Here is a 15012-nt window from a genome sequence, read left to right as displayed (position 1 = left end):
CCTCCACTCTTTCACGTGAAATTAATCCGATGTTGATATTTGGCAATCATTTTCTCATTATGTGACCAATCCGAATCAACATTATTGCTGACAAAAATCGGTAACTCTATTGAGGACTTTGCTAGTGTTTCTATGATTTCACTGAACAAAGCATTTAATAGTAATGAACCAATAACAGTAGATGCTGGCGCATACTGTATGTCATGTATAGTTAGTACACCATCACCAATCGGTATATGGGTATTAATTACAAAATCTACCACATCTTCTAGCCGCAGCCCACTGTGATGACGTGTAGTCTGTTCCTTATAGTGGAGCGATTGGAGGGATAGCACAAATATCCCTGAGTCCTTTGCTAATAAAGCGGCGTCAATAGGTGCTGCATTTCTCCCTGAGGTTGAAATGACGATGCAAACATCATTTTCACGAAAGTCAAACTGTTCCTTATGCTGTTCAATAATAGTTGAATCTTTCTCATTGATTGAAGAAGCTAATGCTCCAGCATGTAAAGCTAATGGTTCAATAAATATAGGACGGACAGGTACTAAACCACCTGCTCGATAAAATGCCTCCTGTGCCAATAGCTGTGAATGACCACAACCAAATAATTGAATTATCCCACCTTTTTGGAGACGTTGGACAATGATTTGAGCCACATCACTTATATGTGATGCCTCCTTTTCCTTCACAACCTGGATAAGCTTTTCGATTTCAGAAAAATATGCATGCATAAAATCACCTTTTAATTTCACTTATGAATTTATAACGATCAGCTCGATACGTACTGCGTACAAGCTCAAAGGGCTTACCATCTGATAAATAACTTGTACGTTTGATAATTAAAACTGGTGCTGTTTGATTAATTTGTAGAAACTTACTGTCCTCTTTCGATACGATGGCTGCCTCCATCTGTTGTACCGCATTTCCTATTTTTTGATGGAACTTTGCTTCGATTAAGGCATAAAGCGAGCCCATTATTTGCTTCTCATCCAACTCCGGATAAATTTTAACTGGGATATATGTTCTTTCGATTGCCATTGGTTGCGCATCTGCATTTCTTATGCGCACTACAAAAAATACTTCTTCGCCAGACTCTATCATCAAATCTCTTGCAATATCCACCGGTGGTATGATTTTCTCAAATCGTAATACCTTACTGCTTGGTTCCATTCCTCTTGCCCGCATATCTTCCGTGAAACTCGTTAAGCCTTTTAACGGTTGCTCTAATTTTGGATTTGCAACATACGTTCCTCTCCCTTTTTCTCGATATAATAGACCACTATTTACTAGATTGGTAATGGATTGACGAACAGTCATTCTACTTACATCAAATTGTGCAGAAAGCTCTCGTTCTGATGGGATAGTCTCACCAATTCTGTATTCTTCTAAATAAATTCGTTGTTTAATAATCTCTTCTATTTGTATATAAATAGGTATATGAGAATTTTTCTCTAACAATTCTTGCACCTTCCTTATCGCCTTTATGATTTCTCCATACAACTTTACCTCGTTAGATCGGTTTTTGTATTTCGCATGATTAAACAAAGCTAAATGATATCCACTATAACAGTGTGAAAAGGACATATTTACTCGTCGCTTGATGTGGTAACTTTCTCACTATCATTGTAGCATCTGAGCTCAATCATTGTACCATTATATTCTCAACTGACTAATCATCGTCTCGTAATTTTGATCCAATTTGCCTTCTTTTCAATAGGCTCTTCCCTCATGTGTTTTGTATCAATCACAATTAAAACGCTTTCAAAATCATTTAAATAAAGTGTTTATCCTCGTAATATCTGCCTAAAGATATAATGTATCTTTTCCTTTAGCGGATATAGCTTCTCAAAAGGTATAGTTGTCTATACCAATTATATGCTGCTTCATCAGAAATAAAAAGTAATTTTTCATATTTTCTAAACATTCACTTAAAACCTCTACTAGTTCTTGTTTAATTCTATGTAAAAAAAGGAGCTATTAATAAGCTCCTCTCAATCCTATGTATAGGACGAATCCCAATTGTGCCGTAATGCCAAGAAACATTCGTTTTGAACCCGCAATTTGCAGGTGGGTGCCCGCTTTGCAACTTTAAACGTCCCGCTTTGTTAGGGGCATGTTTGCGACTACAAAATGAAGGCTCCCGATTCTATAATGTTCGGTCAAAACTGTGAAGTAGAGTTAGCAGTTAGACAAACACATCAGGATTCGTATTACAGTTATCATAACACCACTTTTCTGATAATTCAAACGATTTTCTCTAATAATCTATAATTTCTTACGAAAACGCAAAAAATACCTAGATTCCCAACAGTATTTGCTAGGTAATCCAGGTATTTTGAATTATACATTATTTTCTAAATGGTTTGATAGCCAGGCTTAGTTCACTTAGTTGCTCAGGAGATACTTCGCTTGGTGCTTCTGTCATCAAGCAGCTTGCACTAGCTGTTTTAGGGAATGCGATTGTATCGCGTAAATTAGTACGACCTGCTAATAGCATAACGAAGCGATCAAGACCAAAGGCAAGACCTGCATGTGGTGGTACGCCGTATTCAAACGCTTCTAATAGGAAGCCAAATTGTGCTTGTGCTTCTTCTTCTGAGAAGCCAAGTAATTCAAACATTTTCTCTTGTAGGTCACGTTCGTAAATACGTAATGAACCACCACCAAGTTCATAGCCGTTTAAAACGATATCATATGCTTGTGCACGTACTGCTGCAGGGTCTGTGTCCATTAACGCTATATCTTCATCAAACGGGCGTGTGAATGGATGGTGTGCTGCATAGTAGCGTCCATCTTCCTCAGAGTATTCGAATAATGGCCAATCAGTAATCCAAAGGAAAGCAAATTGTGATTCATCGATCAGATTTAAATCTTGTCCTAATTTTGTACGAAGAGCACCTAATGAAGCTGCTACAACATCGGCTTTATCTGCTACAAATACTAGAATATCGCCAACTTCTGCTCCCATACGCTCGATTAAGGCTGCTGCTAATGCCTCGTCAAAGAATTTCGCAATTGGTCCGTTTAAGCCTTCTTCTGTTACCTTTAACCAGGCAAGACCTTTTGCTCCGTAAATCCCAACGAATTTTGTTAACTCGTCCATGTCTTTACGAGAATATTTGTCAGCTGCACCTTTAATATTGATACTTTTCACTTGTTTTCCTTGTGCAACCGTATCTGCAAATACTTTGAAATTACAGCCTTCAAAAATATCATTTAACGCCACAAGCTCTAATCCAAAACGTACATCTGGCTTATCTGAACCATAACGATCCATTGCTTCTTGGTATTTCATGCGCTGGAATGGTGCAGGAATATCAATTCCTTTTACTTCTTTCATAACCACTTGAATTAAGCGTTCGTTCATTTCTAATACTTCTTCTTGTGTTAAGAAGCTCGTTTCAATGTCCACCTGTGTAAACTCTGGTTGACGGTCAGCACGTAAATCTTCGTCACGGAAGCAACGCGCAATTTGGAAGTACTTTTCAAAACCAGCAACCATTAATAATTGCTTAAATAATTGAGGTGATTGTGGTAAGGCATAAAATTCACCTTCATGTACACGTGAAGGAACTAAATAGTCTCGAGCACCCTCTGGCGTTGATTTTGTTAAAATTGGTGTTTCAACTTCTAAGAATCCTTCATTTTGTAGGAAGTTACGAATTGTACGTGTCACATCAGAACGCATTTTGAAAGTATCGAACATTACGGGACGACGTAAGTCTAGATAACGATATTTTAAACGTAAATCTTCTGATACATCTGTACGATCTTCGATTTGGAATGGCGTTGTTTTTGCCGTATTAATTACGACTAATTTTGTAGCTTCCACTTCAATTTTACCGTTTGGTACATTCGGGTTGATTTGATCCTCTGTACGAAGGATGACTGTGCCTTCCACTTCGATCACATATTCACTACGCACTTTATCCGCTAATGCGTGTGCTTCTGCAACATCTGGACTAAACACAACTTGCGTAATACCTGTACGGTCACGCAAATCAATAAAAATTAAACCACCAAGGTCACGACGACGCTGTACCCAACCTTTTAATACGACTTTTTCGCCTTGTAACGCTTCTGACAGCTCGTTACTAGCATGTGTTCTTGTAGCCATTGTTAAATTCCTCCAAAATATCTTCAATTTATGTAGCATTTCCTAGAAATGCCCTCTGTCTATTTTTAAGCTTTTTGTGTTAAATAGTTCACTAGCTCTGAGAACGCCACTTTGTGCTGCTCCCCAGATTCCATATGTTTTACAGCCGCTGCTTGCTCTTCAAGTTCTGTTTCGCCAAGAACAAGCGTATATTTTGCACCTAGTCGATCCGCTGATTTCATTTGAGCTTTCATTTTACGGTCTAAATAATCCATCTCTGTCGCAAGTCCCTTCGCTCGGAAAGTGCTTGTCAGCTCAACAGCCTTTTGCTTCGCTTCATCGCCCATTGCAATAATGTAAACATCTAGCCCTGAAGCTGTGTCTAATTCAACACCCTCCGCTTCAAGTGCCAGCAACAAACGCTCAATACTTAATGCAAAACCTATACCTGGTACATCTGGACCGCCAATTTCTTGCACTAATCCATTGTAGCGTCCACCACCACATAATGTTGTAATAGCACCAAAGCCTGATGCTGTGGACATAATTTCAAAAGTTGTGTGATTATAATAATCAAGTCCTCGTACAAGATTTGGATCGACCTCATATGAAATACCCAATGTATCTAAGTATGATTTCACTTGAGCGAAATAAGCAGCTGACTCTTCTGTTAAGAAATCAGTTAACGCTGGAGCCGTTTGCATTAATGGATGCTCACGATCTACCTTACAATCTAAAATCCGCAATGGATTCTTTTGTAAACGATTTTGACAGTCTGAGCAAAATTCATGAATATGTGGCTCAAAATGCTGTAATAAAGCAGTACGATGTGTATCACGTGTTTCTTTATCGCCAAGAGAATTAATCACTAATTTTAAATCCTTTAAACCCGCTGATTCGTAGACGTCCATAGCAAGAGCAATGACTTCTGCATCAATCGCAGGATCTGCTGAACCAATTGCTTCTACTCCAAACTGTACAAATTGACGATAACGACCAGCCTGTTGGCGCTCATAGCGGAACATTGGTCCTAAATAAGAAAGCTTAACCGGCTGATCAGGAGCACCAAACATTTTATGCTCCACATAAGCACGTACGACACCAGCCGTATTTTCTGGACGTAGTGTTAATGAACGCCCTCCACGATCTTCAAATGTATACATTTCCTTTTGTACAACATCAGTTGTTTCCCCAACACCACGTGCAAATAGATCCGTTTGCTCGAAAATTGGTGTGCGAATTTCGTTATAGCGATAAACACGACAAATATCACGAATAATCGCTTCAACTTTTTGCCATTTTTCAGATTGACCTGGCAAAATATCTTGTGTCCCTCGTGGCACTTTAAAACTCATGTAATTCCCTCCTATATTGATTGCTTATGATAGAGCAGCTGTAGTCCCACTTTGAGCGAATGCATGCTTTGGTTGAGCAAATTTTTGTCCGGTTGGAGCGGGTTACAGCCTTGATGAGCGCTTTTCATACTAATTAGAGCGCCTTCCCCTCTTTTCTGAGCAAAAACAACAATCCCTCTTAAAAAACTCATTACTTTTTGAACAACAAAAAAGCCCTCGTCCCTTGCAATAGCAAGGGACGAGAGCTGTATAAGCTTCCGCGGTTCCACCCTAGTTGACACAAATGATTACATGTGTCCTCCTCTTAATCGGATAACGGCCGATTCCGTTTTTTCCTACTAGGCACTGCTTTTCAGAAAAAAGCCTCTCAAGTGTTATTCACGTAATACATTTTTGTAGGAAAGATTGCAGCCTAAGTCTTTCCCTCTCTTTTCCAATAGTGGTATACGCTACTTGCTTGGTCATAAGCGATTAATCATTTTTCGATTACCCTTTATGTTAGTCACTAGCCAAAGCAATGTCAACTATTTTTGTATTTTTCATCAGTCTATGTTGAAAATAACTAATTCTGTTACCATTTTACCACGAATTTTATGATAAAAGCATGGTAAAATAGCACAAGGAATAGGAGGAATCTGATGAGGACAAAAATTTTACATAGTATAATCATCTTCGTACTAATGGTAACGATGGCGATGCCAAATAAGAACTTTGTTCAAAGAGCTTCCGCTGACACCAGTGATCTAAAAGTCGCTGGAACGATTCTTCATTTGCGAGAGGGTCCTGGATTGTCTTATCCCATTATTACGACTTTAGAAGAAGGTGACCCTTTAACCTCAATCGGTCGAGAAGGTGATTGGTACCAAGTCAAAGCAGGTAATTACGAAGGATGGGTTGCCTCTTGGCTGACAGCACCTACTAATGCTAAACAAGTGATCGACAAAACCGTCATTTCACAAGTTGACCGTTTAAATATTCGAACAGAGCCAGATATCTCTTCAGCTGTTCTTGGTCAACTTTCTACTGGTAACCAAGCAAACCTTGTTGAAGAAAATGGAGAATGGGCAAAAGTCGATTGGAATGGACTAACAGGATGGGTATCAAAGGATTATGTCACGATCAACGATAACCCTAAAAAAGAAACAGAGCCCAAAGAAGATGCTGTAGAAGTAACCACTACAACCACGGCACCCGCTAACAAAGATACAACCTTCACCATTTTAGTGGACACCCTTAATGTTCGTAAGAAGCCAGATTTGAATGCTAAAAAAATCGGCACAGCAACAAAAGGACAAGCCTTTAAAGTCCTCGCACATGAGCATAATTGGGTACAAATTCAGTACAATGATAAAAAAGTAGGTTGGGTCTATAGTTTTTACGGTACATTCTCCAATAAAGTAAAAAGTACCTCAAAAACATCAACTTCCAAAGAGTTAGAGTCTGTTACGATTATTTATAATGGGACAAACCTACGAACGGATGCCTCAACAGCAGCAGAAGTGGTTGAACGTGTAGATGCTGGTGTAAATTACCCGATAGTAGGCGTTAAAAATGATTTTTATGAAATACAAATAGACGACGAAAAAACAGCTTTTGTCGCGAACTGGGTGGTCACAACAAGTTCCAATAAAGCGACAAGTCCACAGAAAGAAAAGGAAGAGCCTCGCAAAAAAGGTACTTTAACTGGGTTAACGATCGTTGTTGATGCTGGTCACGGTGGAAATGATCATGGCACAACTGGTCAACGAGGTACAGAGGAAAAGGGCATTACTTTAAAAACGGCTACTTTGCTTGCTTCCAAGTTAAGTGCTGCTGGCGCAAACGTTGTCATGACGAGAGAATCGGATGAATATGTGGCATTGCGTAAGCGTGTATCGATTGCCCATCAATATGAGGCAGATGCCTTTATTAGCCTTCATTATGATGCGACAGATGATAGCTCCATTAACGGCTTCACATCCTATTATATGAATAGCAATCAAAAAGGGCTTGCTGAAGCAATTCATGATGGTCTTTCCAGTAAACTAGATTTAAGAGACCGTGGTACACAACAAGGGAATTATTTAGTTTTACGAGAGAATCGTCAAAAGGCCGTCCTTATTGAGTTAGGCTTTTTAAGTAATTCCAGTGAGGAGCGCGTCATTACAACAGCTAAATTCCGTGAACAAGCGACTCTTGGTATTTATCAGGGAATTCTCAACTACTTTAATGAACAAGATGAATAAGCAAAAAAAAGCTGCGGATGATGATAACATCCACAGCTTTTTTATATTTTAAGATATTCCTAATGCTACCGCAGCAATTAGCGCCAGACAGGCAATCAATGCCCACCCAAGAATCATCTTCCAGATAAACTTAATCCACTTTTCATATGGGATACCTGCAACAGCTAGATACGCCATTAATGCAGACGAAGTAGGAATAATAGAGTTCGTTAAGGAATCCCCATATTGGAAGGCTAAAACAGCCACTTGTCGCTCTAATCCTAGTAAATCAGTGATTGGAATCATAATCGGCATTGTTGCAGCTGCCTGTCCACTACCAGATGAAATAAATAAATTCAAAAGAGCTTGGATAAATAACATGCCGATTGCACTGATAGCATGTGGCAAATGTCCAATTGTTTCTGATGCTGCATAAACGATTGTATCAATAATTTTCCCCTGCTCTAAAACAACTGTAATAGCACGGGCAAAACCTACAATTAAAGCACCAAATGTTACGGCCTTGGCTCCCTCAATAAAGGAATCAAAGATAGTAGCAGGTTTTAAACCACCAATTAATCCTGCAATTAACCCCATTATTAAAAAGGATGCAGTTAGCTGCGTTAAGAACCAGCCCCAGTTAAAGACACCATAAATATTAAAGCCAATCCCACAAGCCATGACAATAAATACGAATTTATGCTTGCCTGTTAATGCAGGAATGTCAATCGCTGAAACATTGGATTTAGCTTTTTGCTCAATATCGTAAATAACGCTTGCTTGAGGATTCTTTTTCACCTTAAAAGCATAGCGAGATACATAAAAAATAGCAAAACTTAATACAAAAACATAGACAACAGCACGGAAGCCAATCCCTGAGAATAATGGTACATCCGCTAAGGATTGTGCTACACCTACCGTAAAGGGATTAAGCATTCCTCCAAAAAATCCACTGGCGGCACCAAGTGTAATCATGGCTGTTCCTGTTACAGCATCAAAGCCCATCGCGCGTGCAATGGCCACACCAATTGGTACGAAAATAATAGTTTCTTCCGCCATCCCCATTGTAAAACCACCAACAGAGAATAAAATCATCGATAAAGGAATCAGTAATTTCTCTCTGCCCTCTAAAGCTTTTACTCCTTTATAAACACCAGCCTCAATAGCACCTGTAGAACGAATAATACCAAATACACCACTGACTAAAAAAATGTAGAAAATAATTTGAGCCCCTTTTTCGAGACCCATTGGAACCGCTGTAAACATTTCAAAAAAGGAAACTGGCTCACTCTCAATATGATGATAGCTTCCATCTACAACGAGCATTCGCCCTTCTTCATCCTCTACACGTTCAAACTCACCCGCTGGTATAATATAGCTTGCAATACCTGCTAAAAAAATAATAGCAAAAATAATCGTATATGTATGAGGTACTTTCAACCAGCTTTTCTTCTTGACCCCCTGTTCATTTTCCATTAAATCACGCTCCTTTTTCTGATTTAGACATTAGCAGTATATTGTCGCTATTTGTCGCTAATTGAAAATAAATATACATGAGTTTAAATTTATTGTAAAGTATTAATTTTCTATTATTTCTGAAAGCACACGCTATCTTTCCTAATTAAACCTCTTGTTCCTCTTCTATAAACATGGAAAATTTTATACACATACTCAAATAATAATGGGCATTTTCAACGTTATTTTTTGTTTTCCAAAATAATAATTTCATCGTATATGACGAATTGTTTTTATTAAGGCAGGAGCAATATGCAGCGGTGTTAGAAATGATAAAGTTTGTATGGATTGTCCTTAAATGCTTTTTATTCATGAACTTCATAAAGATCCCCTTATTACTGGGATGAAAGACATCAAAGGTTGTAAGTAGAATGGAAATCGTAGGTTAACTATCCATGAGGAATCAAATGGACTTTCTTACATATCGTTTATATTTTTTTAAAAAAATAATATTCAAAGAGTAGAAACTGTTTTAATAGTTTTTATCTCTTCGAAATAAATTTGCTATTTAGGTATTTTTATTTGCCCTAAACAAATAAAAAAACCTTCTATCATTTATTATGATTTGAAGGTTCATATTTTCTCATTTTTTTGTAGTTTCCAATGTAACCCATACAATTTCCTCCATCCGAATGAAGAAAGGCGTACGATTTTTCTCAAGAACCATATGGTCAGGTAGTATGGATAATAAAATACCTTGTTGAATATTTTTTTCTGTTTGCACAACTACTGCCTGACCAATCATCATGTTAAGAGTTTCGTATAAATATGGATTTGTTATACTTCTCGTCTGCGTCATGTTTAAGACACTCCTTCCTATAAAACTAACCATACTCTTTAGTATATGAAGGAATTATAGGAAATGTTCCATTATTTTGACTCTAGAAGAATTGTGACTGGACCATCATTAATTAGTGCTACATCCATCATGGCACCAAAAATACCTGTTTCCACATGTAAGCCCTGCTCGCGTAAAGCTTGATTAAAAGCCTCCCACAGTGGCTCAGCTGCTTCTGGTCTAGCTGCATTGATAAAACTTGGACGATTCCCTTTTTTTGCATCCCCATACAATGTAAATTGTGAGACGGATAAAATAGCGCCCCCATGCTCTAAGATCGAATGATTCATTTTTCCATCTGCATCTTCCCAGAGACGTAAATTGGCTACTTTTTTTGCTAAATAGGCAACATCCTCTTGTGTGTCTTCATGTGTGATTCCCACTAAAAGAACATAGCCGTGATCAATGGCTCCTGTAACAGTTCCGTCCACTGTTACAGAGGCAGCTTTACTGCGCTGTAATACTACTTTCATGTACTAAACCCCAATTCTATATTGCCTATCAATTAGTTAATGACACGTTGCACCGAATAAATATCAGGTGTTTGTTTAATTCGCTCAACTACTTTATGCAAATGTGAAATATTCGAAATAGAAATTGTTAAATGAATTGTTGCCATTTTATCACGGTCAGCACGACCACTTACTGCTAAAATATTCGTTTTCGTTTCACTAACAATTTGCATGATTTCATTTAAAATGCCAGGTCTATCAAAAGCTGAAACCTCAATATCAACAGGGTATTCCTTTTTCTCAGGAATGACACCATGCTCCCATTCTACTTCAATTAAGCGCTCCTGCTCATCCTCAATTTGAATATTTGGACAGTCCTCACGATGGACAGAAACACCTCTACCCTTCGTAATAAAACCTACAATATCATCACCAGGAACGGGCGTACAGCAGCGAGAAAGTCGAATGAGCATATTATCAATACCCTTTACAATAACACCCGATTCCGTACGTTTTTGTGGAATTGGATTTTTCATTTTTTGTTCAATTTTCTCTAGTGCTTCTTCCTGCTCACGTTCTTTACGACGTTTTTCAGCTAAACGATTTACGACCTGTTGCGCAGTAATCCCATTCACACCAACTGCAGCATACAAATCTTCTTCATTCGTATAGTTAAATTTGTCGCATACCCGTTTTAGGTTTTCGGAGGACATCGTTTCCTTTAAATCGAAATCCTGAGCACGGATTTCTTTTTCTATCATTTCTTTACCTTTGACAATATTTTCTTCACGCAGGTGTCGTTTAAAGAATTGCTTTATCTTATTCTTCGCCTGCGAGGATTGAGCTATTTTTAGCCAATCGCGACTCGGACCAAAGGATTGTTTAGAAGTTAAAATTTCAATGATATCGCCCGTTTTTAATGGTGTATCAAGCGGTACCATCTTCCCATTGATTTTCGCTCCAATCGTACGATTTCCCACTTCGGAATGAACACGGTAGGCAAAATCAATAGGAACAGAACCTGCTGGCAATTCAATGACATCACCTTCAGGTGTAAAGACATAAACCATATCAGAAAATAAATCAAATTTTAAGGATTCCATAAATTCTTCTGCGTTGGAAGATTCATTTTGAAATTCTAAAATTTCACGGAACCACGTTAATTTTTGGTCGACATTCTGCTTTTGATGATCAACGTTTTTGCCTTCTTTATATGCCCAGTGCGCCGCAATCCCGTACTCTGCAATTTTGTGCATTTCCTTTGTACGAATCTGTACCTCCAACGGATCACCATATGGTCCAATAACAGTCGTGTGTAGGGACTGGTACAGGTTTTGTTTTGGCATAGCAATATAGTCTTTAAAGCGTCCTGGCATTGGTTTCCAAAGTGTATGCACAATCCCTAATACGGCATAGCAATCTTTAATACTATCGACAAGAACACGAATGGCTAATAAATCATAAATTTCATTAAACTGTTTCTTTTGTAACACCATTTTTCGATAGATACTGTAAATATGTTTTGGTCGACCATAGACATCTGCGTCAATTTCAACCTCATTCAGTTGTGATTTCATCTCAGCCATCACATTTTCTAAATAAGCTTCACGTTCATCACGTTTTTTCTTCATCAGACTGACAATACGATAATATTGTTGTGGGTTTAAATAGCGCAGTGCTGTATCTTCAAGCTCCCATTTTACAGTCGAAATTCCAAGACGATGAGCAAGTGGTGCAAAAATCTCGAGCGTCTCTTTTGAAATGCGTCGTTGCTTTTCAGCAGGTAAATGCTTTAACGTACGCATATTATGAAGACGGTCTGCTAGCTTAATGAGGATGACACGAATATCTTGCGCCATAGCCACAAACATTTTCCGATGATTTTCTGCCTGCTGCGCCTCTTTAGATAAATATTTAATTTTCCCTAGTTTGGTAACACCATCAACAAGCACGGCCACCTCTTCGCCAAATTCACGTACCAAATCATCCCGTGTAAAATCCGTATCTTCGACAACATCATGTAAAAAACCTGCCGCTACAGTTTCTGGGTCCATTTGTAATTCAGCTAGAATACCTGCTACTTGTACTGGGTGAATAATATACGGTTCACCAGAGCTACGGAATTGCTCAATATGGGCATCCCTTGCTAATTCATATGCTTTTTTCACGAATGCGACATTTTCATCATTCATGTAGGATTTGACTAACTCAAAAACGTCCTCAGGAGTCAAAATTTGCTCTTTCGCCATAACATGTCCACCTTGCTCGTCAAATTTTTCAGATTAGATATAAACTTAATTGTATAAAATATTGTGGTCTATTGTAAAGAGACTGTATCATTTAGTTTAGTTAATCTCGTGAACAGTTCGAAAAATGGAAAAAATATTCTTCTTTTTAATAAAAAAGACCCTCTGCGACTTCACGTCACAAAGAGTCCTTGTTTCGACAAATTGATTAATGTAATTGATTGTAAGCTACAGCAATTTTCGCGCCGACTACTGCATTGTTTTTCACTAATGCAATGTTGGCATCAAGACTTTTACCTTCTGTTAATTCTTTAACTTTGCCAAGTAAGAATGGTGTAACATTTTTACCTTGAATGCCATTCTCTTCAGCTTCAACTAAAGCTTTTTCAATAATGTTTGTAATAAATGCATGCTCTAATGCTTCAGACTCAGGAATTGGATTTGCGATGACAGCCCCACCTTTTAAGCCTAATTGCCATTTCGCAGATAGCATTTCTGCAATTTCTTCTGGCGTATCTAATTGGAAGTTTACATCAAATCCACTTTGACGTGTGTAGAATGCTGGTAATTCATTCGTACCATAACCAACCACTGGCACACCTTTTGTTTCAAGATATTCTAATGTAAGACCGATGTCTAAAATAGATTTTGCACCCGCACAGATAACGGCAACATTTGTTTGTGCTAATTCTTCTAAATCAGCAGAGACATCCATTGTTGTTTCCGCACCACGGTGTACACCACCAATACCACCTGTAACAAAGATTTCAATACCTGCAAGCTCTGCACAGATCATTGTCGCTGCAACTGTTGTAGCACCTAATTTTTTCGTTGCTAGTAAGTAGCCTAAGTCACGACGTGAAGCTTTTGCAACACCTTGAGCATTACCGAACATTTCTAGTTCTTCATCTGATAGACCAATTTTAATTTTTCCATCAATTAATGCAATTGTTGCTGGGACTGCACCATTATCGCGAATAATTTGCTCAACTTCACGCGCAGTTTGCACGTTTTGTGGGTATGGCATACCGTGTGAAATAATTGTTGATTCTAACGCAACGATTGGTAGACCTTTTGCTTGTCCTGCTTTTACTTCTTCTGATAATACGATGAATTCTTTCATGTTGTTATTCCTCCATTTCATTTTTCAACAAATCTACTGATAATTCAGGTCTTACTGTATAAGGAGATGCCAATGTATTTTTTGCATTGGTTAATCCAGCATCAATACATGTCTCAAAAGATTGTCCAGTCAGCCAACTGTGAATAACAGCGCTAACAAAGGCATCTCCTGCTCCTGTCACATCTTCAATTTTGTCAATCACTTTAGCGGCAACATGACAAGGGGCAATCGTTGTAGATGCTGCATAAACGCCCTTGCTACCAGCCGTGATAATGACATGCTCCGCACCTAATTGTAGGAGCTGTTGTAAAGCTTTTTCATAATGGGTAGCGTTTTCAATTTTATGTCCAACAATCGTTTCCGCTTCATCTGTGTTACAAATAAACCAAGTTACGCCTTGTAATGTTTCAGGTAGTCGATTCATTTTTGGCGAAGATACTGGCACAATGACAAGTGGAATATCACGAGCAAGGGCTACTTGCTGGATATACGCCACTGTTTCTTTTGGACAGTTTAAATCCAAAATAAAACAGCCCGCGTTTACAAGCATTGTTTCATGTTTTTTCAACAAGCTCGGTAACAGAAGGTCGTAAACTTCCATATTTGCTACAGCTAGTGCTAGCTCACCCTGTTCATCCATGATGGCAGTATAAGAACCTGTGGAAGCCTCTGCAAGCTGCTCTACATAACGTAGATTCATAAAGGATTCCGAAGCCTCTTGGATCACTTGCCAATCAGCATCCTTACCTGCCGTTGTCAGTAACGTCACTTGGTGGTTTAATCTGCCTAAGTTTTCAGCAATATTTCGACCAACGCCACCTACACTAAAGGAAGAACTGGCAGGGTTAGATGTTCCAAATTGAACATTGCCCTTGACATGGAATTTGCGGTCTAAATTAGCTCCACCGATGCAAATAATTTCATTTTCCTCGGGTAATATATAAGCACGACCTACAATTTTCCCTTGCTTCGTTAAACTAGACACTAAATTAGCAAGCACAGGACGCGACAGATTCATTGCATCTGCCATTTCTTGCTGAGACATAAACGGATTCTGGCGAATTAAAGCAAGCACCGCCTGTTCTCTTTCATTCATAGCATCACCTTTTATTATATTTGTTTATATTATAAACTTTTGTTTGTGTTATGTCAAAAGATTCTTTATTAAAAAAGTTGAACCTCA

General features: G+C 38.4%; 11 protein-coding genes, 1 other RNA gene and 1 other annotated feature. Of the genes, 1 reads left to right on the top strand and 11 read right to left on the bottom strand.

What is annotated here, in order from left to right; all coding sequences use genetic code 11:
* Positions 1 to 11: 11 nt before the first annotated feature.
* From ACMGGO_RS06300 to hisS, 5 genes are all read right to left on the bottom strand, one after another.
* Complete coding sequence (locus ACMGGO_RS06300) at positions 12 to 731, bottom strand: sugar isomerase domain-containing protein (RefSeq protein WP_103118484.1); 720 nt, start codon at positions 729 to 731, stop codon at positions 12 to 14.
* A 4-nt stretch (positions 732 to 735) separates the two neighbouring features.
* Positions 736 to 1458: a GntR family transcriptional regulator gene (locus tag ACMGGO_RS06295; RefSeq protein WP_004226770.1), complete on the bottom strand. Its 723-nt coding sequence runs from the start codon at positions 1456 to 1458 to the stop codon at positions 736 to 738.
* A gap of 550 nt (positions 1459 to 2008) precedes the next feature.
* Positions 2009 to 2208, bottom strand: a non-coding RNA gene (gene ssrS / locus ACMGGO_RS06290) — 6S RNA.
* 139 nt (positions 2209 to 2347) lie between these two features.
* On the bottom strand, positions 2348 to 4117 hold the full coding sequence (aspS, locus tag ACMGGO_RS06285) for an aspartate--tRNA ligase (RefSeq protein ID WP_112118166.1): 1770 nt from the start codon (positions 4115 to 4117) through the stop codon (positions 2348 to 2350).
* 65 nt (positions 4118 to 4182) lie between these two features.
* Positions 4183 to 5451, bottom strand: coding sequence for a histidine--tRNA ligase (hisS, locus tag ACMGGO_RS06280; RefSeq protein WP_054550047.1), 1269 nt, complete (start codon positions 5449 to 5451; stop codon positions 4183 to 4185).
* 231 nt (positions 5452 to 5682) lie between these two features.
* Positions 5683 to 5925, bottom strand: a binding site (T-box leader).
* 164 nt (positions 5926 to 6089) lie between these two features.
* Here hisS and ACMGGO_RS06275 point away from each other — a divergent pair.
* Positions 6090 to 7676: an SH3 domain-containing protein gene (locus tag ACMGGO_RS06275; RefSeq protein WP_257960622.1), complete on the top strand. Its 1587-nt coding sequence runs from the start codon at positions 6090 to 6092 to the stop codon at positions 7674 to 7676.
* A 48-nt stretch (positions 7677 to 7724) separates the two neighbouring features.
* Here ACMGGO_RS06275 and ACMGGO_RS06270 read toward each other — a convergent pair whose 3' ends face one another.
* The 6 genes from ACMGGO_RS06270 to ACMGGO_RS06245 form a co-directional block, all read right to left on the bottom strand.
* Positions 7725 to 9131: a YfcC family protein gene (locus tag ACMGGO_RS06270; protein ID WP_054550044.1), complete on the bottom strand. Its 1407-nt coding sequence runs from the start codon at positions 9129 to 9131 to the stop codon at positions 7725 to 7727.
* A gap of 622 nt (positions 9132 to 9753) precedes the next feature.
* Positions 9754 to 9969 (bottom strand): DUF2642 domain-containing protein, encoded by a 216-nt coding sequence (locus ACMGGO_RS06265; protein ID WP_048392116.1) that lies wholly within the window; start codon positions 9967 to 9969, stop codon positions 9754 to 9756.
* Positions 9970 to 10040: 71 nt separating this feature from the next.
* Positions 10041 to 10481, bottom strand: coding sequence for a D-aminoacyl-tRNA deacylase (dtd, locus tag ACMGGO_RS06260; RefSeq protein WP_048392115.1), 441 nt, complete (start codon positions 10479 to 10481; stop codon positions 10041 to 10043).
* Between the two features lie 32 nt (positions 10482 to 10513).
* On the bottom strand, positions 10514 to 12709 hold the full coding sequence (locus ACMGGO_RS06255; RefSeq protein ID WP_048392114.1) for a RelA/SpoT family protein: 2196 nt from the start codon (positions 12707 to 12709) through the stop codon (positions 10514 to 10516).
* 205 nt (positions 12710 to 12914) lie between these two features.
* Entirely contained in the window at positions 12915 to 13829 is a 915-nt protein-coding gene (locus ACMGGO_RS06250; protein WP_115674142.1) for a pseudouridine-5'-phosphate glycosidase, read from the bottom strand.
* Positions 13830 to 13833: 4 nt separating this feature from the next.
* Positions 13834 to 14925: a carbohydrate kinase gene (locus ACMGGO_RS06245; RefSeq protein WP_009373750.1), complete on the bottom strand. Its 1092-nt coding sequence runs from the start codon at positions 14923 to 14925 to the stop codon at positions 13834 to 13836.
* Positions 14926 to 15012: the final 87 nt, after the last annotated feature.

Source organism: Lysinibacillus sp. BNK-21, assembly GCF_048684915.1.
In the GTDB taxonomy this organism is placed as follows: Bacteria; Bacillota; Bacilli; order Bacillales_A; family Planococcaceae; genus Lysinibacillus; species Lysinibacillus capsici.
This window is presented reverse-complemented; position numbering and strand designations above follow the sequence as displayed.

Coding starts and splice junctions, on each gene's coding strand:
- ACMGGO_RS06300 (WP_103118484.1), bottom strand. CDS start 731: ATGCATGCATATTTTTCTGAAATCGAAAAGCTTATCCAGGTTGTGAAG.
- aspS (WP_112118166.1), bottom strand. CDS start 4,117: ATGGCTACAAGAACACATGCTAGTAACGAGCTGTCAGAAGCGTTACAA.
- hisS (WP_054550047.1), bottom strand. CDS start 5,451: ATGAGTTTTAAAGTGCCACGAGGGACACAAGATATTTTGCCAGGTCAA.
- ACMGGO_RS06275 (WP_257960622.1), top strand. CDS start 6,090: ATGAGGACAAAAATTTTACATAGTATAATCATCTTCGTACTAATGGTA.
- ACMGGO_RS06270 (WP_054550044.1), bottom strand. CDS start 9,131: ATGGAAAATGAACAGGGGGTCAAGAAGAAAAGCTGGTTGAAAGTACCT.
- ACMGGO_RS06265 (WP_048392116.1), bottom strand. CDS start 9,969: ATGACGCAGACGAGAAGTATAACAAATCCATATTTATACGAAACTCTT.
- dtd (WP_048392115.1), bottom strand. CDS start 10,481: ATGAAAGTAGTATTACAGCGCAGTAAAGCTGCCTCTGTAACAGTGGAC.
- ACMGGO_RS06255 (WP_048392114.1), bottom strand. CDS start 12,709: ATGGCGAAAGAGCAAATTTTGACTCCTGAGGACGTTTTTGAGTTAGTC.
- ACMGGO_RS06250 (WP_115674142.1), bottom strand. CDS start 13,829: ATGAAAGAATTCATCGTATTATCAGAAGAAGTAAAAGCAGGACAAGCA.
- ACMGGO_RS06245 (WP_009373750.1), bottom strand. CDS start 14,925: ATGAATGAAAGAGAACAGGCGGTGCTTGCTTTAATTCGCCAGAATCCG.